At 52.5% G+C, this 24,024-nt stretch carries 21 protein-coding genes and 1 riboswitch; of the genes, 10 read left to right on the forward strand and 11 right to left on the reverse strand.

The genetic code is table 11. The features are described 5' to 3' along the window. Positions 1-16: 16 nt before the first annotated feature. The 3 genes from CCY01nite_RS08645 to CCY01nite_RS08655 all read left to right on the forward strand — a co-directional run bounded on the left by CCY01nite_RS08645 (position 17) and on the right by CCY01nite_RS08655 (position 2,605). Positions 17-1,369 (forward strand): alkaline phosphatase D family protein, encoded by a 1,353-nt coding sequence (locus CCY01nite_RS08645; protein ID WP_146859702.1) that lies wholly within the window; start codon positions 17-19, stop codon positions 1,367-1,369. A 194-nt stretch (positions 1,370-1,563) separates the two neighbouring features. After that, positions 1,564-2,058: a hypothetical protein gene (locus tag CCY01nite_RS08650; protein WP_146859704.1), complete on the forward strand. Its 495-nt coding sequence runs from the start codon at positions 1,564-1,566 to the stop codon at positions 2,056-2,058. Positions 2,059-2,101: 43 nt separating this feature from the next. Beyond that, the gene (locus tag CCY01nite_RS08655; protein ID WP_146859706.1) at positions 2,102-2,605 is read left to right on the forward strand and encodes a YcxB family protein; all 504 of its coding nucleotides are present in this window, start codon (positions 2,102-2,104) and stop codon (positions 2,603-2,605) included. On the opposite strand, the gene CCY01nite_RS08660 is transcribed toward CCY01nite_RS08655, so the two are convergent. Together CCY01nite_RS08660 and prs are read right to left on the reverse strand one after the other, a co-directional pair. Further along, a complete protein-coding gene (locus tag CCY01nite_RS08660) occupies positions 2,581-3,012 on the reverse strand; it encodes a GNAT family N-acetyltransferase (protein WP_146859708.1) in 432 nt (143 codons plus the stop codon). The genes CCY01nite_RS08655 and CCY01nite_RS08660 overlap by 25 nt on opposite strands. Positions 3,013-3,021: 9 nt before the next feature. Further along, a complete protein-coding gene (prs, locus tag CCY01nite_RS08665; protein WP_146859710.1) occupies positions 3,022-3,954 on the reverse strand; it encodes a ribose-phosphate diphosphokinase in 933 nt (310 codons plus the stop codon). Between the two features lie 119 nt (positions 3,955-4,073). On the opposite strand from prs, the gene CCY01nite_RS08670 reads away from it, so the two are divergent. Next, entirely contained in the window at positions 4,074-4,829 is a 756-nt protein-coding gene (locus CCY01nite_RS08670) for a carboxypeptidase-like regulatory domain-containing protein (RefSeq protein WP_146859712.1), read from the forward strand. On the opposite strand, the gene CCY01nite_RS08675 is transcribed toward CCY01nite_RS08670, so the two are convergent. From CCY01nite_RS08675 to CCY01nite_RS08695, 5 genes are all read right to left on the reverse strand, one after another. Next, positions 4,810-5,469 (reverse strand): hypothetical protein, encoded by a 660-nt coding sequence (locus CCY01nite_RS08675; RefSeq protein ID WP_146859714.1) that lies wholly within the window; start codon positions 5,467-5,469, stop codon positions 4,810-4,812. The two genes, CCY01nite_RS08670 and CCY01nite_RS08675, sit on opposite strands and share 20 nt — an antisense overlap. Positions 5,470-5,543: 74 nt before the next feature. After that, positions 5,544-5,726 carry a hypothetical protein gene (locus CCY01nite_RS08680; RefSeq protein WP_146859715.1) on the reverse strand — a complete coding sequence of 61 codons (183 nt, stop codon included), beginning with the start codon at positions 5,724-5,726 and terminating at the stop codon, positions 5,544-5,546. 96 nt (positions 5,727-5,822) lie between these two features. Then, positions 5,823-7,151, reverse strand: coding sequence for a TolC family protein (locus CCY01nite_RS08685; RefSeq protein WP_146859717.1), 1,329 nt, complete (start codon positions 7,149-7,151; stop codon positions 5,823-5,825). A 14-nt stretch (positions 7,152-7,165) separates the two neighbouring features. Then, complete coding sequence (locus CCY01nite_RS08690; RefSeq protein ID WP_146859718.1) at positions 7,166-10,294, reverse strand: efflux RND transporter permease subunit; 3,129 nt, start codon at positions 10,292-10,294, stop codon at positions 7,166-7,168. Between the two features lie 20 nt (positions 10,295-10,314). Then, a complete protein-coding gene (locus CCY01nite_RS08695) occupies positions 10,315-11,391 on the reverse strand; it encodes an efflux RND transporter periplasmic adaptor subunit (protein ID WP_146859720.1) in 1,077 nt (358 codons plus the stop codon). Between the two features lie 479 nt (positions 11,392-11,870). Between CCY01nite_RS08695 and CCY01nite_RS08700 the strand changes: the two genes are divergently transcribed. The 3 genes from CCY01nite_RS08700 to rnc are packed head-to-tail and all read left to right on the forward strand — an operon-like array spanning position 11,871 to position 14,117. After that, positions 11,871-12,107, forward strand: coding sequence for an acyl carrier protein (locus CCY01nite_RS08700; protein WP_012788038.1), 237 nt, complete (start codon positions 11,871-11,873; stop codon positions 12,105-12,107). A gap of 23 nt (positions 12,108-12,130) precedes the next feature. Beyond that, positions 12,131-13,384, forward strand: a complete 1,254-nt coding sequence (gene fabF, locus CCY01nite_RS08705) for a beta-ketoacyl-ACP synthase II (protein WP_146859722.1) — start codon at positions 12,131-12,133, stop codon at positions 13,382-13,384. 55 nt (positions 13,385-13,439) lie between these two features. Next, positions 13,440-14,117 (forward strand): ribonuclease III, encoded by a 678-nt coding sequence (gene rnc / locus CCY01nite_RS08710; protein WP_246129891.1) that lies wholly within the window; start codon positions 13,440-13,442, stop codon positions 14,115-14,117. A 3-nt stretch (positions 14,118-14,120) separates the two neighbouring features. On the opposite strand, the gene CCY01nite_RS08715 is transcribed toward rnc, so the two are convergent. Further along, positions 14,121-14,723 carry a GyrI-like domain-containing protein gene (locus CCY01nite_RS08715; protein ID WP_146859726.1) on the reverse strand — a complete coding sequence of 201 codons (603 nt, stop codon included), beginning with the start codon at positions 14,721-14,723 and terminating at the stop codon, positions 14,121-14,123. A gap of 58 nt (positions 14,724-14,781) precedes the next feature. Continuing rightward, positions 14,782-15,771, reverse strand: coding sequence for a helix-turn-helix transcriptional regulator (locus tag CCY01nite_RS08720; RefSeq protein WP_146859728.1), 990 nt, complete (start codon positions 15,769-15,771; stop codon positions 14,782-14,784). A gap of 689 nt (positions 15,772-16,460) precedes the next feature. On the opposite strand from CCY01nite_RS08720, the gene CCY01nite_RS08725 reads away from it, so the two are divergent. Then, a complete protein-coding gene (locus tag CCY01nite_RS08725) occupies positions 16,461-18,515 on the forward strand; it encodes an ATP-binding response regulator (RefSeq protein ID WP_146859730.1) in 2,055 nt (684 codons plus the stop codon). A 9-nt stretch (positions 18,516-18,524) separates the two neighbouring features. Here the strand turns inward: CCY01nite_RS08725 and CCY01nite_RS08730 are convergent, their stop codons facing one another. Then, positions 18,525-18,743: a hypothetical protein gene (locus CCY01nite_RS08730; protein ID WP_146859732.1), complete on the reverse strand. Its 219-nt coding sequence runs from the start codon at positions 18,741-18,743 to the stop codon at positions 18,525-18,527. 65 nt (positions 18,744-18,808) lie between these two features. Beyond that, complete coding sequence (locus CCY01nite_RS08735; protein WP_146859734.1) at positions 18,809-19,192, reverse strand: response regulator; 384 nt, start codon at positions 19,190-19,192, stop codon at positions 18,809-18,811. A 368-nt stretch (positions 19,193-19,560) separates the two neighbouring features. Continuing rightward, positions 19,561-19,756, forward strand: a riboswitch (cobalamin riboswitch). 142 nt (positions 19,757-19,898) lie between these two features. Between CCY01nite_RS08735 and metE the strand changes: the two genes are divergently transcribed. Both metE and CCY01nite_RS08745 read left to right on the forward strand, forming a co-directional pair. Next, positions 19,899-22,205 (forward strand): 5-methyltetrahydropteroyltriglutamate--homocysteine S-methyltransferase, encoded by a 2,307-nt coding sequence (metE, locus tag CCY01nite_RS08740; RefSeq protein ID WP_146859736.1) that lies wholly within the window; start codon positions 19,899-19,901, stop codon positions 22,203-22,205. A 200-nt stretch (positions 22,206-22,405) separates the two neighbouring features. After that, positions 22,406-23,728: a PQQ-dependent sugar dehydrogenase gene (locus CCY01nite_RS08745; protein ID WP_146859738.1), complete on the forward strand. Its 1,323-nt coding sequence runs from the start codon at positions 22,406-22,408 to the stop codon at positions 23,726-23,728. Positions 23,729-24,024: the final 296 nt, after the last annotated feature.

The following is a 24,024-nucleotide window of genomic DNA, read 5'->3' on the forward strand; positions in this document are numbered from 1 at the left end:
AACATAATTTTCAAGTATGGCACATCGTTACCTGTCCCTCTTCCTGCTGGTCTGCATGACCATCAGCGTTTCCGCCCAGAAATCCCTCGTGGCCGGCCCCATGGCCGGATCTGTAGAGCTGCGCGACGCCATCATTTGGCTGGAAGTGTCGCCCGCCGTGAAACGGGCCGCTATCCGCTATTACATCAAAGGAAAACCGGCCGCGGCACAGACAGAAACCTACAAAGGCGAGCTTGGCAACAGGTATAACCCGCTGAAGATCACCCTCGTAAACCTGCAACCCGGCACCACCTACCAGTATGAAGTGCTGCTGAACGGACAAAAAACACCGCTCCCCGCGCCGCTGACCTTCACCACGAAATCATTGTGGCAGTTCCGCACCCCCGCGCCGGACTTCTCATTCCTCACCGGCTCCTGTGCCTATTTCAACGAACCGGCATTCGACCGTCCGGGTAAACCCTACGGCAACGATTCTTCCATTTTCGAAACGATGGCCCGCACCCCGGCGGATTTTATGATCTGGCTCGGCGATAACTGGTATACCCGCGAAGTGGATTACAGCTCGGTACCAGGACTGGAATACCGCGCCCACCGGGACCGTTCCTTGCCCGTGCTGCAGCGCTTCCTGCAGGTGATGCCGCATTACGCTACATGGGACGATCACGATTTTGGTCCCAATAACTCCAACAAATCCTTCATCTTCCGCGCCGATTCCCGGCGGGTGTTCTCGCAATACTGGCCCAATCCCAGTTTTGGCGAGAAAGGAGAGGGCATCTACACCAAATACAGCTACAGCGATGTGGATTTCTTCCTGCTGGACGGCCGCTACTGGTCCTCCGCCGGGGAAATGCCGGACAGTATTGACGGAAAGCCGAACCCGGACAAAAAAATGTATGGGGACGGGCAGATGGAATGGTTGCGGAACGCCTTGCTGCAGAGCAACGCCTCCTTCAAGGTCATTGTCACCGGCAGCCAGGCCCTGAATCCCATCTCGATCTTCGACAGCTTTCATCATTTTCCTATTGAATATGAACCGTTTATGCGTTTTCTGAAAGATCACGACATTCCCGGCGTGCTCTTCCTGACCGGCGACCGGCATCATTCCGAGGTGATCCGTTTTCCCCGCGAAGGCACTTATCCTTTATATGATATCACCAGTTCGCCCCTTACTTCCGGTGTGGGCGGCGTATTGAGAGGGAATGAGAAAGACAATCCCTACCGCGTGCCCGGCACCCTGGTGGTCACCCAGAATTTCGCCAGGGTCAGCGTAACGGGGGAGAAGGGGAAACGCCGGCTGAAAGTGATATTTATGGACCGGGACCAGCGGGAACTTGCCGCTTTTGAGGTGTCGCAGGAAGAGCTGAAATAGCCTGAAAATGAGGACGCCGGAAAAAATCCCCGCATCTTTTGCAACTTTTTAAAGCGCCGCTCGTCTTTTTAATATACGACCGGAACAGTTCATACCGTTAATATCACTGTTTATACCGCCGGAAGGCGGATTTGTACCGGGGAGATATTTTATATGAATTATTTTGTATTTTTAGGTCATTAAAATTTACCCTTATGAAAAAGCTGTTGTTCTTGCTGATGCTCGTTACGGTAGCAGCCACTGCAGCGGTCGCTAAAAACGGCGGCAACGAAAATAATGGTGACAAGCCTGATAAAGGTGCAAAAGCCAGGTCTGCCAGCGCAAACGCCAGCAGACTGGAGGAATTCATCTGGACGCTTCCACAAGCCGCCAAAGTGCAAAAGGTAGACGAGTGCGAAATGCAAGAAGCAATGGTCGATCTTTATAAATGGTATCTGCAGAATGAAACCCGCATCAACAACAGCCCTGTAATACAGGGTGATGATCAGGACGCCGTAGTTGCGCCGTTCAAGGTAGACCCGAAAGTGTTGCAGCAATACCTGAAATTTATCAAGAAGAATTTCCCGGGTCTCAATGAAGACGACCTTTCTGATAGATCTGCCTCCACATCTGCAAAGAAAAAGAATGCTCCGGTATCCTATCGGGATGACCTGGACGCACCCATTTCTGTGACCGCTTCTCCCAGGTAAATACCACCTTTGCCTGAAAATTTTTTTTTCGTAAGTTCGTTGAATGCACTTTTTGCAGTTCACTTACAATCGGGAAGAGGTTATTAATGCATTGCGTTTCCACTTTCTCCGGCGCGGCGAGATCAAAGTGTTCCGTAACACGCTGATCATCCTGCTGGTTGCTGCTGTTACGGGGTATCTTTTCAGCGTGGTCAATTTTAATGCATTACTGGGGATCTGTGTGATGATGATCATCATCGGGTGGGCTTTCTGGTATCTGCTGCCGGTATCTACCTACAACAAGGCCGCCACTTTCAAAGATAATATCCGCCTGCGCTATAACGAGGAAGGCATGGCCATTTCCACCGCTAACACCGGTGAGCGCGCACTTTCCTGGCGCAACTTTTCGCAGATCGTGGAAACACGTTCTTTCTTTTTTCTTTACCGGGACAAACGCAGTTTTTTTCTCATTCCCACCAGCGCTTTTGAAAACGAGGACGCCCGGAATGCTTTCAGCCGGCTGCTGCAATCCATCTTCTCCGACTACAGCCGCTTGAACATCTCATAATGCGCGATGCCCACTTCTTCAAATTCATCTCCCCTCACTTCGTATCCGTTCCTGCTGTAAAAGGGAACCGCCACCTTGCGGGCATGCATCATCAATTCGGAAAAGCCGTTGCTGCGCGCCTGCTCTTCCGCGAAGGCCAGTATGCTGCTGCCGGTGCCCTTGCCCTGTAAATTCCCGTCTACCGCCATTTGCCGGAGCTGCACGGTGGTTTCGTTCAACGGCGTCAGGATGCAGCATCCGAGCATGCGGCCCTCGTCAAAACAGCCGATCAGTATATCGTTGATTTCCTGCCGGAGATATTCGGGGGAAAAAGTAAGGCCCAGCGGTTGCCGGAGGATGCTGTCGCGGAGCTGCACCATTTCCTGGTAATCGCAGCTGCCATATTCGATGATACGCAAAGTGCCCATCCTGCAAAATTACTGCGGAATATGCTGAAAATGATCAACGATGAGCGGCGCCACGGACTGTACTTTCAGCAGCGGATCATTGACCAGCAGGGCATTGGGATGCGTGTCCGTACAAACGACCTGCTGAATGAGCCCGCTGTCGCGGATCTCCCCGAAGCCGTCACCAGCGAAGATCCCGTGCGTGGTGATCACCGCAATGGCGCTGGCGCCCGCATTACGGTATGCTTCCGCCGCATGCAACAGGGAGCCGCCGGTGCGCACCATATCATCATAAATGATCACCAGCTGGTCCCGCACATTGGCGCTGATAGCCGTGATATGCGTTTCTTCCCCCGAAACGCGGCGTTTGAAAACAAATGCGGCGGGCACGTGAAGGTCATTCGCCAGCGATTCCACCCATTTTGCACGGCCGGCGTCCGTACTGGCCAGCACAAAAGGCCGGCCCTGCGCGAATTCCAGCGCCGCTTCGCGCACGAAGTGTTTGCCGTACAGGTGCACGGGGCGCACGTTGCTTTCAAAATAGTAGGAGATGCCGTCCACATGCAGATCGATCATGATCACTTTCGTGCCCAGCGAAGTGGCGGGCAGCGCGGAAAAAAGCAGGGCGCGGGTCTTGGCCTTTACGATCTCGCCCGGCTGTACCGCCCTTTCCATGGTGGAATAGCCGAAATAGGGGATGATGAGGTTCATGCACAAGGCGCCGTTCTGGATACAGCCGTTGGCAATGTCGAACAGCTCCAGCGTTTCCTTGTCATCTATCGTGCCGCCGATCAGCAGTACTTCCTTGCCGCTAACGCTGCTGGTTATACGATGATAATGTTCGCCGTCCGGGAAGTCGCGGATGTTGATATCGCCGTTTTCCCAGTTTTCGGGGGCAAGCGCCAATATCCGGTCTTTCAGGTACTGGTAACGTTGTGTGGCGAACAGGATTTTTTGCGGCATGGCACGATATTCGGATGATGATCCCCGAATTTATGCAAATCCCGGTTAGGTGGATTGATATAACTGAATTATTTTTAACGTTTCATTTGGAGCGGGAACGCTAAATTTGAAAGATTAGTATGAAGAATCTGTTTCGATACGCTGTCGCATTACCTGTATTGATATTGTGCCTGCTGCAGGATGCTGCCGCCCAGGTGCGCATTACGGGTATGGTTACGGATGCCGACAGCCGTGCGGGCCTGCCCTCTGTGAGCATCTGGAATAAAAGAACAAAAGTAGGTACGGTCAGTAATGAAACCGGCAGGTTCTATATTGAAGCGATGCCCGGCGATACGATCGAATTTTCCATGCTGAGCTATGTGCGGCATCAGATCATAGCCAGCGGTATTTCCTCCGTGCAGAACGTGGCGCTGAAACGGCAGATCTTCGGGCTGCAGGGCGTGAACGTACGGGGGCGCATCTATCACCGCGATTCGCTGGCCATACGCGATGAATATGGCGGATATTTCGGCTATAAAAGGCCCGGCGCGATGGACGTGCTGAAAACATTGCCTTCCAATCCGATCACCGCCCTCAGTTACCTCATCCCCAGCAAAGCGCGCAAACGCAAGGAGAAATTCGGCGAGCAGCTGGTGTACTGGGAAAAGGAAAAGCACATCGATTACCGCTATAACCCCGACCTGGTGTCGAAGCTCACCAAACTGGAAAGCCCCGAGCTGGATACTTTCATGCTGGCGTACCGGCCCAGTTACAACTTCCTGTTAAGCGCATCGGATTATGATCTGATGTTGTTCATCAAGCAATCTTATGCGAAGTATGTGAAGCTGAAGGGGCTGAGGCCGGAGGATGGGGATACTACGACTGCACAACCCTAGCGCATTCATGATATTGCGCTAGATGTCCGTCAATATCAATTTCATAACGCGGCAGGAAAAATCCCAGGATGCAATCCGGGTTTCTGATGCAGATTTGAATATGCGTGCCGTGATGAAATCCCGCATTTTCATATAAAGGTTCTCCTTCAATGAATGCACTTCTGACAGAATCGAAAGTCTTTAAGGTTGAATCGCCTTGCTGCATATTATAAATAGAGCCATGCATGTATTCAATCACTGCGCAATCAAGTTTCCTTAATACCTTGTCCTGCAATAACGTTCCCGGCGGCGCTGAATTTTGAGGCAATGGAGTGCCGGATTGGAGATAGTCCCGCGTCATTGTTTGATAATATTCGTCCAGCATCGTTATATATTTCTTGTTCAGCAGATCGCAGCAGTGATTCAAGTTAACGACAGCTCCGATCACGGCAGCCTTTTTGATTATTCCTTTCTTTTCCTTCTGGGCGGCCCATTCATAGGCCCTTTCGAGATTATTCTCCCATAAGTAAAATCCGTTTCCAAGCCAGTCATAAGGCTTTGTGCTGATCCTGATTTCATTGGGATTGTTCAACAGTTGTTGGCATACCGCTTCATCGCAGCCATGAAATCCAATGATAAGGTTTGGTCTTACATCATACATAAAATGACATTCAAATTAAAACCTGAATCTTACATTGTAGATCAAATACGGGAGGGCAACTGGCTGCGCGTAGACTAATTCCGGGGGTTCAAAGCAGGAACCTGTTCCAGCTCTTTGTATTCGGGGTGGAGCTTGCCGTTTTCATCCAGGATGCCGGCGCGCTGAAGAGAGCGAATAGCTTCTTCCTTTGTACGTGGCTCTTCTCTCAACTTCCGTGCGAGATTTATTAAAGCCTGTATATCTTTATCTGTCATCATAACACAAAAGTACCGCAATCAATTTAAAACAAAACAATCAAAATGAAAGCCGGCCACTTTCGTAACCGGCTCTTCGCATTCGTCATTTCCGTTTAATTATTTTAACAAGCCACCCTTCAAACGCATCAGTTCCGTTTCCGCCACTTTCGTATTGTACCTCGCCTGTATCAGCCGGTATGCAGCCAGCTCAAGGCTTTCCTGCGCTTCCTTCACTTCCAGTGTGGTAGACACGCCCTGCCTGAAACGCTCCAGTGCCACCATCACATTTTCACGCGCGAGTTCCACGCTTTCTTCTTCGAGCGTAAGCGCCTGCTTGTAATATTCATAATCCCTGAACGCATTGCGCAGCAGCAGGTTCACCTGCGAATACTGATTGTCCAGCGACAGTTGTTGATATTGTATGTCCAGCTTCGCGGCCTTCATTTGCCGGTGCGCGTTCAATCCGTTAAAGATGGGCACGGTAGCGGAGAAGCCGTAGTTAAATCCCCTGTTCTGGTTGAACACCGGGCTGAACTGGTTCACGGCGGCGCTGGCGCGGGACTGGTTGAAGTTGTAAGCGGAGTTGAAAGAGAGCACCGGGAAGAAATCACCGAAGCGTTCTTTCAGCGTGATGCGTGATATTTCCAGGTTTTGTCGTGCTACCTGCAGCTGCGGGTTGCTGTTGGAAAGATTCTCCAGGATGGCGCCGTAGGAGAGGCTGAGGTTGACGGGAATGGTATCCAGCACATCGTAGTTCGTGCTTTCATCCGCGATGGCCAGCAGCTGGTTGAGCGCGGCCTTGCTTTGCTCGATAGTCGTTTGCTGACGCAGCCACATGGCGCGTTGCGCATTGTAATCCACTTTCGCCTGCAGCCAGTCCGTTTTCGGCGCAAGGCCCGTCTGGAACTTCGCGTCGGAGAGCTTCACCCTTTCATTGGAGATATCCATCTGTTCCGCCAACGCCCGCAGCTGTTGTTTTTGCTGCGCGATGTTGTAATAGCTGTTGATGATATCCGCGATGGTATTTTCCACCTGGTTCTTCACGCTCAGCTCGCCCAGCACTTCGATGGCCTGGAAGCGCTGGCGCGTGGCGAACATTTTAAGACCGTCGAACAGCGTCCAGTTGAGGTTGACGGAAGCCTGCCACTGGCGGTTTTTCAGGCCGCTGGTATCTCTTTTATTACCATTGCCGAATTCCTGTTTGGTAGCGGTGGTGCTCCATGTTTTAGCGGCAGTGCCATTGATGCGCGGCGCAAAAGCGAAGTTGGCGTAAGCCATGTCGTTCGCGGCCACTTCCGCATCGTTGCGGGCCATGCGTATATCGTAGTTATTCTTCAGCCCCAGGTCTATTGCCTGCTCCAGGGTAAGCACCTGCTGCGCGGCAGCCGCCTGTGTGAGCAATATGAACATGCATCCTGTTGCAAAAAGCTTTCGTGTCAGTTTCATCTTGATTTTATCTTTTATGCGTGTGCCGCTGCTGCAGCCGCTTCCGGGTTTTCCGCACGGAGCGCGTCTTCATATTCAACATTCTTTTTCCTGCGGCTCAGGAAAACGTACATCGCCGGGATCACGTACAACGTGAGCACGAGCGAGAACATAATACCGCCTACGATCACGATGCCGAGCGGGATACGGCTGGTAGACGCCGCGCCGAGGCTCATGGCGATGGGCAGCGCGCCCAGCGCCATCGCGAGGCTTGTCATCAGAATGGGACGGAGGCGCATCACCGAACCGTCCACAGCGGATACCGTTTTGTCTTTACCCGCGTCGCGCATGTGGTTGGCGAACTCAACGATGAGGATACCATTTTTCGTCACCAGCCCGATCAACATGATTACTCCGATCTGGGAGAAAATGTTCCATGTTTGTCCGAATACCCAGAGCGATAACAGCGCGCCCGCGAAGGCCAGCGGCACTGTGAGCATGATAATGAAAGGGTCCACCCAGCTTTCGAACTGCGCCGCGAGCACCAGGTAGATCAGCACGAGGGCCAGCACCAACGCGAACATCGTATTGGAGCCGCTTTCCGCATAGTCGCGGGAAGAGCCGCTGAGCGCGGTATCAAAAGAATCATCGATCACCTTTTCCTGCTTCAGCTTGTTGTAGATGCCGCGCATGGCTTCAATGCCGTCGCCGATCGTTTTGCCGGGGGCCAGGCCCGCGGAGATGGTGGCGGATTTCATACGGTTATAGTGATAGATCACAGGCGGACTGGTTTCTTCCTGTATCGTTACCAGGTTATCCAGCTGGATCGGCTCTCCTGCGGTGTTACGCACATAGATGCTTTGCAGGTCCACCGGATCATCGCGGTCATTGCGGAACACCTGGCCCATGACCTGGTACTGCTTGCCGTTGCGGATGAAGTACCCGAAGCGGCGATTGCTCAACGCCAGCTGCAGGGTGGAAGAAATATCTTCTACGGAAACGCCCAGCTCCGTTGCTTTTGCGCGGTTGATGTGAACGCGCAGTTCCGGTTTATTAAATTTCAGGTCTACGTCCACGCCCTGGAACACAGGGTTATCACTCGCTTCATCCACGAAGCGTGGGATCACGGAGGAGAGCTTTTCGAAGTTCACGTTTTGCAGCACGAAAGCTACCGGCAGGCCGCTGCGGCGCCCTACCTGTATGGTTTCCTGTTCAATGGCAAATACTTTCCCCTGCGGGAAGCGGTACATGTTGCGGTTCACCATGTTCACGATGTCATGTTGCGAGCGCGTTCTGTCCGCCGGCTCCGGCAGCGTTACGAAAGCAAAGGCAGAGTTCACCGCGCCTGCTCCCGAAAATCCCGGCGCCGTTACGGAGAGGATGATCTCCTTTTCAGGGATGGAATCTTCCAGGAATTGCGTCAGGCTGGTGACATACGAATCCATGGCGTCATACGCCGTACCTTCCGGTGCGGTGATGGATAAACGGAAAGTGTTGCGGTCTTCCTTCGGCGCCAGCTCCGATTGCAGGTTGCTGAACAGCAGGTAGATCATGCCGAGGCAGACCACGATGATGGCAACGGCCACCCAGCGGGCTTTCATGAATGCGGAAAGCGAGCTGCGGTAGCTTTCCTCCATCCAGCGGAAGAAAGGTTCCGTTTTTTCGAAGAACCAGGAATGTTTATGTGTTTTACGTGCCAGCTTTACGTTGAGTACCGGCGTAAGCGTCAGCGATACGAATGCGGAGATGAGCACCGCGCCGGCCACCACGATCCCGAATTCCCGGAACAGGCTGCCCACGAACCCCTGCAGGAAGATGATCGGCAGGAACACGAAAGCCAGTGTGATGGACGTGGCGATCACCGCGAAGAAGATCTCTTCCGCGCCCTCCTTGGCCGCGCGCATTCGCGGATAACCCGCTTCGATCTTCTTATAAATATTTTCCGTTACCACAATACCGTCATCCACCACCAGCCCCGTTGCGAGAACGATCGCCAGCAGGGTGAGGATGTTGATGGTAAAGCCGCAGATGTACATAATAAAGAATGCGCCGATGAGCGAAACCGGGATGTCCACGATCGGGCGGAGCGCCATCAGCCAGTCACGGAAGAAGAGGTATACGATCATGATCACCAGCGTGAGGGCGATCAGGAGCGTTTCCTGTACTTCGTGTATACTTTTGGTAATGAATGCGGTGTTGTCGCGCGCGATGTTCAGCACAAAATCTTCCGGCACTTCCTTTTTCAGGTCCTCATACCTTTTATAAAATTCTTCCGCGATGGCCACGTAGTTGGAACCGGGCTGCGGAATGAGCGCCAGGGCGATCATGGGAATGCCGGATTCCTTGAGCTGTGTTTCTTCATTCTCCGGGCCGAGCACGGCCTGGCCTACGTCGCGGAGGCGTATTTCCGCGCCGTTCACGTTTTTGATGATCAGCTCATTGAATTCCTCTTCGGTGTCCAGCCGCCCGAACGTGCGCACGGTCAGTTCCGTGGCGTTGCCGGCGATCTTCCCGGAGGGCAGCTCCACGTTCTCCCTTTGCAGGGCCAGTTGTATGTCGCCGGGCGTCAGGCTGTAAGCCGCGAGGCGGGCAGGGTCCATCCATATGCGCATGGCATATCTCTTTTCCCCCCATATCTGGATGGCGCTCACGCCGGGGATGGTCTGCAGTTTTTCCAGCAGCACGTTGGTGGCGTATTCGGTCACTTCCAGCTGGTTCCGCGTGTTGCTTTGCACGGTCATGGAAATGATAGCGTCCGAGTTGGCGTCCGCTTTCGTTACCACGGGTGGCGCTTCCAGGTCCTGCGGCAGGTTGCGCGAGGCCTGGGAAACTTTGTCGCGCACATCATTGGTGGCGGCCTCCAGGTCTTCTCCCAGTTCAAACTCCACGGTGATATTGCTGCTGCCCTGGCTGCTGAGGGAAGATATGTTCTTGATACCGGCCACACCGTTGATCGCTTTCTCCAGTGTTTCGGTGATCTGTGTTTCAATAATGTCTGAGTTGGCGCCCGGGTAGGAGGTACGCACATTCACGATCGGAGGGTCGATGGCGGGGAAGTCCCGCACCCCGAGGAAAGTAAAGCCCACAAGGCCGAAGATCACGATGATGATGTTCATCACGATGGCGAGTACGGGCCGCTTGAGGGATATGGAAGGTAAGCTCATGTTCTGTGTTTTGACGTTCGTTACTGCACCTTGTTGTACTTGAATGGCATGCCTGGCTTGAGTTGCAATATGCCGGTGGTGATCACGGTGTCGCCAATTTGCAGGCCGCTCGTGATCTGTACATTACTTTCGCTTCGTATGCCTGTTTCCACTACCACGAACTTCGCCCTGCCGCTGTCCGCCACGATCACCTGCTTGTCGCGGGTGCCGGGGATCACGGCCTGGGAGGGTATCATGATAGCATTCGGGTTGTCTTTCAGGGAAAGGGTGGTCTTGGCAAAAGAGCCGGGGAACAGCCGGCCTTTCGGGTTCGGCACCAGCGCCCGTATCCGGAGGCTGCGCGTGGACAGGTCGATCTTGGGATCGATGGCATAGATGCTGCCGGTATATTTATCCGCATCGCCTGTCACCGTGAAAGTCACCACATCATTCTTTTTAATGGAGTTGCGGTATTTCTCCGGCACGGAAAAGTCGATTTTCAGCGGGTCCAACTGCTGCAGGGTGGTCATAATGGTGGCAGGCCCCACAATGGCGCCTTCACTCACGTACCGCAGCCCGAGGGTGCCGCTGAAAGGCGCGCGGATCTCTGTTTTCTGCAGCTGCGCCTTGTTATATTCAATGTCCGCTCCATAGGCGCTGACCTGGTTGGCCGTTACGTCCACGTCCTGCTGGCTGATGCCGTTGATCTTCAGGAGGTTTTCCTGGCGTTCGAGGGTGGTCTTTGCCAGTTGCCGCTGCAGTTCCAGCTTCTGGATCTGCGCGCGGATGTCCCCGTCATATAATTTGATCAGCAAGGTGCCTTTTGCCACGTTGACGCCTTCCTTAAAATAAATGTTGGTGATACGGCCGGTGATCTCCGGCTTCAGCTCCACTTCTTCATTGCTCTGCAAGGTACCGCTGGCTTCGATGCTTTCGTCCAGCGTAACGGGTTTTACTACATAGGCATCCGCCAGGATGGTCCTCCCCGCGGGTCTGCCGCCTGCCGCCGGGCCAGCGGGCGCGGGCTTGTCGCTTTTGGCCAACAATCTATAGGTAAAATAACCGGCTGCTATCAGGACCAGGAACAAAAGAACGATTCGTATTGTCTTATTACGCATGTTGAAACAGTATAAAATATAGTATTGATGCTATTCAGTTTTTCCGTTTAAATGATCTGTAAAGTGAGTGCTTATCGCTAATGTTCGTCCGGCTAACTGCAAGTTACGGGATTTCGTAGCTGGACAAATTTAATAATTGGACGTTACGCCGCTAGCAGTCCGGTTTTAAATATGGTTAAGTGGCGGAATGGCGGTTTGAATGGTCAACTTAAGTGTCGTAACACTTATATGTCATATAAACGTATATTTGGAGGCGGATACCATATATATAATGGTATAAAGCGGGGTAAAGACATAAGCTTTTTTACGTATATGGAAAGACGTGAAAGTAGTGTATAACCCGCCACAAGTGCGATTCACGGGGGATTGAGGAAGTTAACTAATTGGTAAATTATGGGGTAAAATTTGGTGATGGTCTTGGCAATTCAATAAAAATTATATTTTTGCAGTCAAGTTTTAAACCAAAAACACTTAAAATTATGTCAGACATTGCATCAAGAGTTAAAAAGATCATTATTGACAAATTAGGCGTTGACGAGGCCGAGGTAACTCCTGAAGCCAGCTTTACCAACGACTTAGGCGCTGACTCTTTGGATACTGTAGAACTGATCATGGAATTCGAAAAAGAATTCAACATCTCCATTCCTGACGAACAAGCAGAAACTATCACAACTGTTGGCCAGGCAGTAGCTTACCTGGAAGAACACGTAAAATAATCCAACTAATCAGAACTGTTTTAATGCAACCAAGACGAGTAGTCGTTACAGGTTTAGGTGCGCTGACACCGCTCGGTAATTCTGTTGAATCTTTTTGGCAGGGATTGGCGAGCGGTGTATCCGGCGCTGACTTCATCAAGCAGTTCGACGCTTCTAAATTCAAGACCCGTTTTGCCTGTGAGCTGAAAGATTTTGATCCGGCTAATTACCTGGACAAAAAGGAAGCCCGCAAGATGGACCCTTTTACGCAAACAGCCGTTATTGCAGCCGACCAGGCCGTGTCCGACGCTAAGGTGGACCGGAATAGTGTGGATGTGGACCGGGTGGGTGTGATCTGGGGGACCGGTGTGGGTGGAATGATCAATTTCAGCCATGAGTTAAAGGAATTTTATGCCGGCGACGGAACGCCCCGTTTCAGCCCTTTTCTCATCACAAGGCTGATACTGGACATTGCCGCGGGGCATATTTCCATGCGGCACGGATTCAGAGGCCCCAATTTTTCAGTTGTTTCTGCGTGTGCTTCGGCTACGAACGCGATCATCGATGCCATGTACCACATCCGTTGGGGCAAGGCGGACATGATCATCACAGGAGGATCGGAGAACATCATCAATGAGCCTTGTGTTGGCGGTTTCAACGCCATGAAGGCCCTCAGCGAAAGAAATGATGATCCTAAAACAGCATCCAGGCCGTTTGACCTGGACCGCGACGGGTTTGTAATGGGCGAAGGCGCCGGTGCGCTGGTACTGGAAAGCTATGAACATGCAATGGCCCGTGGCGCAAAGATCTACGTTGAACTGGCCGGCGGCGGCGCTACGGCTGATGCCCATCATATCACAGCCCCACACCCGGAAGGACTGGGCGCCATGAACGTGATGAGAACAGCCCTCAACGACGCAGGCATGAAGCCGGAAGACATAGATTACATCAATGTACACGGCACCTCCACTCCGCTCGGCGATATTGCGGAAGTGAAGGCCATTCAACAGGTATTTGGCGAAGCTGCATATGCTTTGAATATCAGCTCCACCAAATCCATGACAGGGCACCTGCTGGGTGCAGCAGGGGCAGTGGAGTCCATCGCCGCCATCAAAAGTATTCTGGAAGGCCTTATTCCTCCTACCATTAACCATTTTACAGACGATCCCCAACTGGATCCCAAGTTAAACTTTACCTTTAACGTCGCACAACAGCGAAAAGTAAGAGCAGCCTTCAGTAACACCTTCGGGTTTGGCGGGCACAATGCCTCTGTTATTTTCAAATCATTTGTTCCTTGATTGTGTGAAAATACTTCCAGGTTTTTTATATAAGCTCGTTTATCGTAAAAGGCAGTTGTACAAAGACCTTTATAATTTACTCGGGTTCCACCCCGGTAACCTGGCTTTGTACGAAGTAGCCCTGAGCCACCGCTCCAGCAAAGAGAAATTCCTCGAAAGCAACGAACGGCTGGAATACCTCGGCGATGCCATCCTGGGAGCTATCATCGGCGACTACCTCTTCAAAAAATACCCCTACAAAACAGAAGGCTACCTCACAGAAATGCGCTCCAAGATCGTGAACCGGCAACAGCTGAACGATATCGCTATCAAAATGGGATTGCGCAAACTCACCATCTACGACAAGTACAACAGCTTTCTCAAGATCAGCCAGATATTCGGCAATACCCTCGAAGCCCTTGTGGGCGCGGTGTACCTGGACCGTGGCTACAACCAGACGAAGCAGTTCGTGCACAAACGCATCCTCGTTCCGTACATCGATCTGGAAGCCCTGGAAACGGTGGAGATGAACCACAAGAACAAACTCTACGGCTGGGCCAACAAACATGGCAAAACGCTGGAATTTGAACTGATCGAAGAGCAGATGGACAATGGCCGCCGCATCTTTACCGTCGGCGCCATGCTCAATGGTGAGCTGATCTGTACCGGCAAAGCCTTCAACAAGAAAGACGCCAGCCAGATCGCCGCCTCCCAGGCCATTGAACTGCTCGGCATCGGCGGCGATGATAAATAACGATCACTTCTTTCTCACCTCGATCCGCAATATCGTTTTCAACTTTTCCGGCTGCGTTCTCAATGCGTTGCTAAGATATATTTCGTGATGCAGGCCGCTTGTTTCAAGATGGTGTTGCCTGATATATTCCAGGAGCTTCATGATATTCGCGGTTTCCCCGCTGTAAGGGCCGGTATGCAATATCTGCACCGCCAGGCCACCCGGCAGCCGCTCGAACTGCAGCTCGTTCAGGTGCGCTGTTTTTTTATTGCCCGCCAGCGCCACCGCCTGCCTGCAATCATGAATGGTCACAAACTCCGGCATCTGCATCACCAGCTTCCAGCGCCATTCGTCTTTGGGAACGTCTATCACCTGCTTCCCGCTATCCGTCCACCAGTAGCCTTCAAAAGCAGGCACTTTAAAATCGTTCCCCTGCAGCCTGAAGATCTTTTTGACAGTGTAGGCAACGGTGTAGATGGCCTTCACTTTGGCGGCGAACAACGGGCCGTTGGGGTCGCCGGCGCCTTCAATGGTGAGGAAGTCCGCCGGGGCAATGGTCACCAGCTCCGGCGTGGTCTTCGCTTTGTAGTAATGTTTCTGTTCTTTGGAAAGGTCCGTCTTTTGCATAAAGTATAAGTTTATGCAAAGGAAAGAAGGGAGGTTGACAACCTTATGTCAGCAGCCGTCAGCGATGTAACGCCGGTTGCGCGGAAAGCACTACTTCGCAATGATGCTCCGCCAGTTCCGCGATTTGCTTGCGCACAAGTATTTTCAGGTCTTCCGGCTCCACGATGGTCGCGCATTTGCCCATCATCAGCAGCCAGCGGGCGAAGTGGCCGAGCTGGTGATACAGGAAGCTCATCTCTACATATTGCTCTTCCACTTTTTCCTCCACGATGCCGTAATAATATTTCTGTTCTTTCATCCAGCGGGCCTGGTCATGCGTAAACCGCACTTTGACCAGCGTCGGCTGGTCGGGGTCGGATTCAAATTCATGCGTGATATATTCCTGCAGGCTGATGCGGCTGCTTTTGTCGAACGTATTTTCCGTAAGCGTGAGGCTTTTAATGCGGTCCGCCCGGAAGTCGCGGTAATCCTGCCGCAACCTGCAAAAGCCGATCAGGTGCCAGCTGCTGTTCATATGAAAAATACCGATGGGCTCCACATCGCGGCGGGAAGTGGAATCGCTGTAGAAGGAGTAATATTCGATGGATAGAACGCGCTGCCTGGCCAGGGCCTCCTGTATCTCGCTCAGGAACCTGTTCGGAAATTCGCTTTCGCCCCGGTTGCTGCGCAACACTGCAATATTGCCGTCCAGCGATTCCAGGAAATCTTTGTCGCTGCCCCGGAGCACGGCCCTGATCTTTTGCATGGCGTTGCTGAACTGTTGCTGGTTGGAATGATCGCTATGTTTTTCCATCAACTTTTCCCCGGTCAGCAAAGCCGCCGCTTCCGTGCGGTTGAACATCACCGGCGGCAGGTGATAGCCGTCCACAATATAATACCCCGTACCCGCCTCCGCGCCGATCGGCACGCCGGCCTCCATCAGCGCCTTTACGTCCCGGTACACGGTACGGAGGCTCATGCCGAAGCGGTCTGCAATTTCCTGGGCCTTTACAATTTTCTTACCCTGTAGCTGTATGAGGATGGCGGTAAGCCGGTCGATGCGGTTCATACCCCAAATTTACATTTTCCGGGCAGCCGTGATAAAAATAGATGGTGCCACGCACATGCTTTTTGCAAAAAGACCGTCTAAATAGTATATCCCTCCCTGTTTTCTCCATTTTAAGACATAAAAATACTAGTTGCTGTTACAGCATATAGTTAGGTTAAATGGTAAAGCCCTGGCAATTCCTTGCCGGGGTTTTTCTTTGCTGTCACTTTACGATAACATACTTTTAACAACAATGCCCTTGTCACTGGCCTATATTTGAACCGTATAGCAAGCTGTTGGCAGGCTAAGACTGCATAACAGCACGGCTATCGGTTAATTGGAGCGTATTAAACAGGTCTGGGGATCTCCCCGGACCTGTTCGTTTTATCCTGCCCTGAAATTTTAGTTAACGAGTGTTTAACAATTCTTACCATTTTGTGTTATTATCTTGGCCGGGCAGGGCACCGGAAAGCCCATTTACCATTGAGATTACCAGTAAAAGTTCAATCATAAATTGGAGAGTAAATTTCAAATGGCCCGATCTTCATCGGGCTAATTTTTTGCCAACGCCGTCTTTGTTAATCGTTTGTTGCTGTTTTGATGGAAAAATAAACAACGTTTCGATATAACTAATTAATAAACAACATTTTAAGATTAAATACCCACCCATTCCAAAAGTTGATCGTATGTGAAAAAGACTTACATTTGGAATGGGTAGTTTTGAAAAGATGATCAGCCACTGGCTAAATATCATTAAGAAAACGGGCCTGACTTCTGCGGTGAAAGATGACGAAGCGAGAAGGATCATGGTGGTGAACGCTTTCAGTTTTATTACGGCCCTGTTGTGCACCCTTTACGGGGTGATGCTATCCCTTATATCCGGTCAATGGATCATTTGTTATACCGCCATGGCTTTTGTGGCCGGTTTCTTCAGCGTCCTGCTTTTAAACAGAAAAAGATGGTATTCCCTGGCCAAGCTCGGTCTAACGCTGGTGTTCTCCACCGTAATGCTTTATTACGGCGTGATGTTCGGTGAAAATACACAGGTGCATTTCCTGGGTCTTTTCCTGATATGCGTGCCGCTGCTGGTGTGTTCCCGCCACGACAAAGTATTGCGCTGCGTTTGTATCGCCCTGCCCATCGTTAGCATGGTGACGCTGGAAGCAAATTATTATTACGAAGTATTTGAACCGATGGTGCTCTCCGCGGAAGAAAGCAATTTTTTCCGCTGGCTGATCATGGCGGTGGTAGTGTTCCTCCAGGGCCTCGTGATCAGCTTCCACCAGGGCAACCTCAGCAACCTGCTCCGGACGCTGCACGTGCGCAACGATGCGCTGAAGCAGAGCCACGACAAGATCGCATTCAAGGAAGCGGAACTGCACGTAGCGTACCACAAGCTGGAAAACTATAACCAGACCCTCGAAAAGGAAGTAGAGCAGCGCACCTTCGAGATCAACGAGAACAGAAGCATGGTGGAAGGCATTCTGCGTGACCTGCAGAGCAGCCACGACGAGCTGCTGCTGAAAGACCTGCAGCTGGAACAGCATGTAGAAGAACTCGAGGAACTGAAGTGCAATCTTATCAGGGCGAAAGAAGAAGCGGAACAGGCCAATCTCGCCAAATCCGCTTTCCTGCGCGAGATCAGCCACGAGATCCGCAATCCGCTGAACGCCATCACCGGCATCAGCTACCTGCTGCTGAACGATCCCGGTAATAAAAACAAGATACCGCGCAGCGTGGTAAATTATATCGAGAACATCCACGCCGGCAGTCAGAGTTTGATGGAGATCATCAATAATGTACTGGAGCTTGCGAAGATAGAAGCGGGCCGTACGGAAGACCTGCAGCTGGAATCTTTCCAGCTCCGGGATTGGGTACGCGGCGCCGTGAACATCTATCAGAATGCCGCCCGGATAAAAGGCGTGAGCCTGCAATGGAAGATCGATCCGAAACTGCCCGGATATATTCTGGGGGACCGGCTGCACCTGGCGCAGATATTGAATAACCTGCTTACCAACGCCATCAAATTTACGCCCGCGGGAAAAAAAGTAAGCCTGTATTTCGGCTGCCAGGAACCGGATCAGTGGAGCATCTGTGTGGCGGACGAGGGGATGGGCATCCCGGGAGAAAAGCTGCCGGTGATCTTCCAGCCGTTCGAGCAGGCGGACCAGTCCGTTTACCGCAGGTTTGGCGGCACGGGCCTCGGCCTCGCCATTTCACGCCGGCTCGCGGCGCTGATGGACGGCAGCATCCACGTGCAGAGCAAGCCGGGAGAAGGCGCCGTGTTTACCGTTATCCTTCCTTTGCGGAAAGAAAGCGGGGGACAGCTGGAGCAACAGGAAGCAGACAGGAAAAGGTATGCCAGCATACCCGCCGGGAAGAAAGTGCTGCTGATGGAAGACAGTGAAGTGAACCAGATGATCATGGACCGGTTCTTTATCAATATCGGCCTGCAGATCACGATCGCCGCCAACGGGGAAGACGGCCTCCGCAAAACGCATCAATGCATGCCGGACCTCATCATTATGGATATGCACATGCCCCGGCTGGATGGTTATGATACCCTGCGTATGATCCGCCAGGACCCGCTGCTGCGGCACATTCCCGTGATCGCCGTATCGGCGGACGCCTTCAGCGAGCAGCAGGAAGCCGCGCTGTCAGCCGGCGTCAACGAATACCTTACAAAACCTGTGAACTTCGACCGCCTGTACGAGCTGGTGAAAAAATACCTGCAGGGCCAGCATCAGCCGCAGGAAATCGCATAAGCATCCATATCATTTCGAAAAATGCCGTGTGATCGCCTCCGCCAGCTGCTCCACCAGCCCGGGATTCACCGGCTCGCCCGAAGTGCGCGCCCTTAGCTGGTCCTCTTCATCCAGCTCAAAAAATATCATGCTATCTTCCGCCGTCACCTGTAGGGAAACCGTATAGCCTTTCACGTAAGGGGTAACTTCATAAGCCCGGTCGTTGACAAAGACGGTGAATGGTTCCATGTATACACATTTCCGTAAAGATAGACATTAAAGCGGGGTAACTTACAACAGATGGAAGGCCGGCATTATACCTCTACCCGCCCGTATCCCAACAGGCGGTTCACCTTTCCGGCGAGGTCGTACGGGGAAACAGGCTTGTGCACAAACTCGTCCGCATCGATCCCGAACCAGCTGCTGACGCTGCTTTCCAGGAATGACGAGATCAGTATCACCAATACGGGGAAATAACGCGCGGACTGACTGGCGCGGAGCTGCTCCACCATCTCCTTCAAATCCAGGAAAGGCAGCTTCAGGTCGATCAGCATAAGATCGTATGTATTCATTTTAAGACTCAACGCGGCTTCTTTCCCGTTCATTACCGTATCCGCTTCGTATCCCTCCCTCCTGAGTATCATTTCAATCACCCGAAGCATCAGCAGGTCGTCTTCTACAACAAGTATCCTGTTCATATACAAATTCTTCAGTTTCCGTTGGCATGGCACACATATCGCCGGCTGCTGATCAGCGGCATTCGTGGTGCTTCCGGATATGTTTAATATTATTACTCTCCCGAGGTGTAGCGTGTGTATGTCTCCGTTAGGTTAATATAATACGGGATATACATGGCCATAGGTTATTTCAGGATGTTCAAAAAATTGTTAGGTCTCCTATGCAAAATGCATTTTGCTGCGAAGATATTTGCATATACTATGCCAAAATCATGTTGTTAATCATGCTTAACAAGATCAGGGTTTTGTTTCATGTATTTAACCCTCACTTAACAAAATATGGAAAAGATCCGGCAGCTTCCTATCTTTGCTCCGAGTTCTTTACTTATTTCTTTCTTTCTACAGCGTGGCAGGCGATGAAAGTCGCCTTTAATAAGGAACCGTGTGCAAATCACGGGCTGTCGCGCAACTGTAAGTAACTACCTGAATTATTGCCGGTATTGTCCATTGTCCTGACCTGAACAGGATGAGAAGGACGGTAATAATGTTACAAGCCAGGATACTTGCCCGCTGTATAAGACAAATGCTTTCGCGATTTGAAGCAGTAGTCGGGAAGGGACAGGTGTGCCCTGTCTTTTCATTCCTCACCTTCTACACAATTCCTGAAAGCGTACCGGAAACTGTAAGGAGCATTAATGCACATTAATGTTTTAAAAGTTTTATGCGTATGCTCAAACACAACCTTGGCTATCCCAGGATGGGAAGCCGCCGCCAGCTCAAGACAGCTTGCGAACAGTACTGGCAGGGCCAGATCGGCCGCAGTGAATTATTTTTGGCCGCCAAACGGCTGCAGGAAGAACACTGGAAGATCCAGCAGGACGCTGGTATGGACCTCATCCCTTGTAATGATTTCAGCTTTTATGACCAGGTGCTGGACATGAGCCTGCTCCTCGGCGCCGTGCCCGAACGTTATGCGCCTGTTGTAACAGACGTGGACAGCAATGCGGAGATCGATCTGTATTTCGCCATGGCGCGCGGGTATCAGCAACATGGACTGGACATCACGGCCATGGAAATGACCAAGTGGTTCGACACGAACTATCATTACATCGTTCCCGAGTTTACCGCACAGCAACAGTTCCGCCTGTTCTCCAACAAGGTATTCAACGCCTTTGACGCCGCGCGCCATTTTACCGGCACTGTTCCGAAGCCGGTGCTGATCGGCCCAGTGTCTTATCTCCTGCTCGGAAAAGAAAAGGGCAGCGGGTTTCATCGTATCGCGCTGCTGAACAGGCTGCTGCCCGTATACATCGAAGTGCTGCAAAAGCTGCAGGCGCAGGGCGCTGTATGGGTGCAGCTTGATGAGCCTTTCCTGGCAACCGACCTCACGGAAGAGGAAGCAGCCGCTTACCGCACGGCTTATGAAGAGATCGCCCGTAAATGCAAGGGACTGAAGCTGATCGTAGCCACTTACTTCGAAGGGCTGAAAGAAAACACTGCTCTCGCCGCCGGTCTGCCTGTCTGCTGCCTGCACATCGACCTTACGCGCGCGCCGCAGCAGCTGGAAAAAGTGTTGCAGGCGCTGCCGCCGAAGACCTCTCTGTCGCTCGGCGTAGTGGACGGAAGGAATATCTGGAAGAACGATTATGAAACCTCACTGGCATTTCTCCGGAAAGCGGTGGCAGCGCTCGGAGAAGCCCGCGTGATGATCGCGCCGGGATGCTCGCTGCTGCACACGCCCGCGGACCTGGAACTGGAAACGGAGCTTGATCCGGAAATGCGTTCGTGGATGGCATTCGCCCGGCAGAAATTACAGGAAGTGCAGGAGCTGGATGCCATCCTGCAGGGTAACACCGCTTTGCTGGAAGCCAACCGGTCCGCCATCCTTTCCCGCCGCACATCGCCGCGTATCCACAAACAGGAAGTAAAGCAACGCACCGCCGCCATCACCGACGCGGATGCAACGCGCCAAAGCCCCTTCCCGCAAAGGCAGGCGGTACAGACAGCGCGGTTCAGACTGCCGTTGTTCCCTACCACTACCATCGGCTCTTTCCCGCAAACAGACGACATCCGCCAGCTGCGCGCGCAACTGCGCAAAGGAAGTATCACACCGGAAGCCTACGATGAGAAAATTGCGGAGGCAACGGTGTCGGCCATACGCTGGCAGGAAGAGATCGGTCTGGATGTTTTGGTGCATGGGGAATTTGAGCGGAACGATATGGTGGAATATTTTGGTGAACGGCTGGATGGATTTGCGTTTACCCGTAACGGTTGGGTGCAGAGCTATGGCAGCCGTTGCGTGAAACCGCCGGTGATCTATGGCGATGTCAGCCGTCCCGCGGACATGACCGTGAAGTGGACGAAGTACGCGCAATCACAAACCCAACTACCCATGAAAGCCATGCTCACCGGTCCCGTGACCATCCTGCAATGGTCTTTCGTGCGGGACGACCAGCCGCGCTCCGTGACCACCTACCAGATAGCGCTGGCTATCCGCGACGAGGTTGTGGCGCTGGAGAAAGCCGGCATCGGCATCATCCAGATAGATGAACCCGCCATCCGGGAAGGCTTGCCCCTGCGGAAAGCAGACCGCGAGCAATACCTCCAATGGGCCGTCCGCGCATTCAGGGTGGCCGCATCCGGCGTGAAAGATGCAACACAGGTGCACACGCACATGTGCTACAGTGAGTTCAACGACATCATCCGGCATATTGCCGCGATGGATGCGGATGTGATCACCATTGAAACCTCGCGCTCACAGATGGAGCTGCTGGAAGCCTTCGCGGATTTCCGCTACCCGAATGAAATAGGTCCCGGTGTATACGATATTCATTCGCCGCGGGTGCCTACCCAGGCGGAAATGCTGGCGCTGCTGCAAAAAGCCGCTGAACGTTTGCCGGTGCGCAATCTGTGGGTGAACCCCGACTGCGGCCTGAAAACCCGGAAGTGGCCGGAAACAAAGGCGGCGCTGGCTAATATGGTGGATGCTGCACGGGAAGCCCGCATGGCGATAAAAGATACAGTGGGAGCGTAAGTTTAAAGAGCTGTGCCGGAAAGAAAGATTGCTGCGTTTCCACCGGCACGGCTCTTCTTGTTAAATCCCCCAACATGAGGACAATTTCATCATCCTGAGCAATGACCTGAACAAGGCATTTGTCCGCATGGCCCCAGGCCGCTTTCATAATAAAACTGGCAGCATAGTTGTGAACACTATATCACATCAATGCCTGTTTTATGAAACAACCCTTATCCATTCTCGCAATACTGGCCGTAACGGCCTGCAATAACGCATCCCGCACCAAAACCGCGGAAGACAGCAGCGCAGCCGGCGGCGCCTCAACCGGCAACATCGTTCAGATAGACTCACTTCCACAGCCGTATGCAACACCTTCCGTAAAGAACTTCTCCAAAGTGCTCGGCTGGCCCGAAGGGAAAACACCCGTGGCGCCTCCGGGATTTGTAGTCACCAAGTTTGCAGACAGCCTTGAAAACCCCCGCTGGATATATGTGCTGGCCAACGGCGATGTGCTGGTAGCCGAATCATCCACCGAAAACAATGTGATCAAAAAGGCGGGAGAAGTACTGTCGGGCAAAGCCAAATCCGGTAACAGCAATAGCGCCAACCGCATTACATTATTCCGCGATGCGAACCAGGACGGATATGCGGAGTTCCGGAAGATATTCCTGCAAAACCTGCGACAGCCTTTCGGCATGCTGGCGATCGGGGAGCAGTTCTATGTGGCGAATACGGACGGCCTGATGGTATTTCCTTTCAAGCCCGAAAGCTCTGTGGCGCTTAGCACAGGCAAACAAATATTATCGCTTCCCGCCGGTGGATATAACAACCATTGGACGCGCAATATCATTGCAAACAAAGACAACTCAAAGATCTATATCGCCGTCGGTTCCGGCAGTAATGTTGGGGAGAATGGCATGGACCACGAGAAGCGCCGCGCCAACATCCTCGAGGTAAACCCTGACGGCACCGGCGAACGCATTTACGCCTCCGGGCTGCGGAACCCTGTGGGCATGGACTGGGCGCCGGGAACCAGTACGCTCTACACCGCTGTGAACGAACGTGATGAGCTGGGCGATGAACTGGTACCCGACTATCTGACGAGCGTGCAGCCGGGCGGATTCTACGGCTGGCCGTACTATTATTTCGGCAGCTATGAAGATCCCCGGATCAAAAGCACGGATACCACACTGAAGCAGCGCACCATCACGCCGGACCTGGCGCTGGGCGCTCACACGGCATCGCTGGGCCTTACCTTTTACGAAGGCAGCAGCTTCCCGGCGAAGTACAGGGGCGGCGCTTTCATCGGGCAACGGGGCTCCTGGAACAGGGCTTCGCTGAGCGGGTATAAAGTGATCTTTGTGCCTTTCAATAACGGCCGTCCTTCCGGTGAACCGGAAGATTTTCTCACCGGTTTCATTGCGGATTCCGCAAAAAGCGAAGTGTTCGGCCGGCCGGTTGGCGTGGCGGAAATGAAAGACGGCGCGCTGCTGGTGGCGGACGATGCCGGTAATACGGTGTGGTGTATCCGGAAACAGTGATCCGGAAACAGAATCTGAACGCAGACCGGAAACATAATCCGAACGCAAATCGGAAACATGATCGGGAAACAGAATCCGAATGTAAGCCGGAAACAATGATTCGGAAACAGAATCTGAACGCAGATCGGAAACATAATCCGAATGTAAACCGAAAACAGAATCCGAAGCAACCACCCGAGCCGCACCCGGGTTGGCTGACCCGCTGACCCGCACAACCCCCGCATCAATCCCCGAAAATCAGCTACAGCCTTCAATTCCATCCGATTTACTGCAAACGTTTGCATATTCGGCGAAAC

It is taken from the genome of Chitinophaga cymbidii (assembly GCF_007992715.1).
In the GTDB taxonomy this organism is placed as follows: Bacteria; Bacteroidota; Bacteroidia; order Chitinophagales; family Chitinophagaceae; genus Chitinophaga; species Chitinophaga cymbidii.

Coding starts and splice junctions, on each gene's coding strand:
- CCY01nite_RS08645 (WP_146859702.1), top strand. CDS start 17: ATGGCACATCGTTACCTGTCCCTCTTCCTGCTGGTCTGCATGACCATC.
- CCY01nite_RS08650 (WP_146859704.1), top strand. CDS start 1,564: ATGAAAAAGCTGTTGTTCTTGCTGATGCTCGTTACGGTAGCAGCCACT.
- CCY01nite_RS08655 (WP_146859706.1), top strand. CDS start 2,102: ATGCACTTTTTGCAGTTCACTTACAATCGGGAAGAGGTTATTAATGCA.
- CCY01nite_RS08660 (WP_146859708.1), bottom strand. CDS start 3,012: ATGGGCACTTTGCGTATCATCGAATATGGCAGCTGCGATTACCAGGAA.
- prs (WP_146859710.1), bottom strand. CDS start 3,954: ATGCCGCAAAAAATCCTGTTCGCCACACAACGTTACCAGTACCTGAAA.
- CCY01nite_RS08670 (WP_146859712.1), top strand. CDS start 4,074: ATGAAGAATCTGTTTCGATACGCTGTCGCATTACCTGTATTGATATTG.
- CCY01nite_RS08675 (WP_146859714.1), bottom strand. CDS start 5,469: ATGTATGATGTAAGACCAAACCTTATCATTGGATTTCATGGCTGCGAT.
- CCY01nite_RS08680 (WP_146859715.1), bottom strand. CDS start 5,726: ATGATGACAGATAAAGATATACAGGCTTTAATAAATCTCGCACGGAAG.
- CCY01nite_RS08685 (WP_146859717.1), bottom strand. CDS start 7,151: ATGAAACTGACACGAAAGCTTTTTGCAACAGGATGCATGTTCATATTG.
- CCY01nite_RS08690 (WP_146859718.1), bottom strand. CDS start 10,294: ATGAGCTTACCTTCCATATCCCTCAAGCGGCCCGTACTCGCCATCGTG.
- CCY01nite_RS08695 (WP_146859720.1), bottom strand. CDS start 11,391: ATGCGTAATAAGACAATACGAATCGTTCTTTTGTTCCTGGTCCTGATA.
- CCY01nite_RS08700 (WP_012788038.1), top strand. CDS start 11,871: ATGTCAGACATTGCATCAAGAGTTAAAAAGATCATTATTGACAAATTA.
- fabF (WP_146859722.1), top strand. CDS start 12,131: ATGCAACCAAGACGAGTAGTCGTTACAGGTTTAGGTGCGCTGACACCG.
- CCY01nite_RS08715 (WP_146859726.1), bottom strand. CDS start 14,723: ATGCAAAAGACGGACCTTTCCAAAGAACAGAAACATTACTACAAAGCG.
- CCY01nite_RS08720 (WP_146859728.1), bottom strand. CDS start 15,771: ATGAACCGCATCGACCGGCTTACCGCCATCCTCATACAGCTACAGGGT.
- CCY01nite_RS08725 (WP_146859730.1), top strand. CDS start 16,461: ATGGGTAGTTTTGAAAAGATGATCAGCCACTGGCTAAATATCATTAAG.
- CCY01nite_RS08730 (WP_146859732.1), bottom strand. CDS start 18,743: ATGGAACCATTCACCGTCTTTGTCAACGACCGGGCTTATGAAGTTACC.
- CCY01nite_RS08735 (WP_146859734.1), bottom strand. CDS start 19,192: ATGAACAGGATACTTGTTGTAGAAGACGACCTGCTGATGCTTCGGGTG.
- metE (WP_146859736.1), top strand. CDS start 19,899: ATGCTCAAACACAACCTTGGCTATCCCAGGATGGGAAGCCGCCGCCAG.
- CCY01nite_RS08745 (WP_146859738.1), top strand. CDS start 22,406: ATGAAACAACCCTTATCCATTCTCGCAATACTGGCCGTAACGGCCTGC.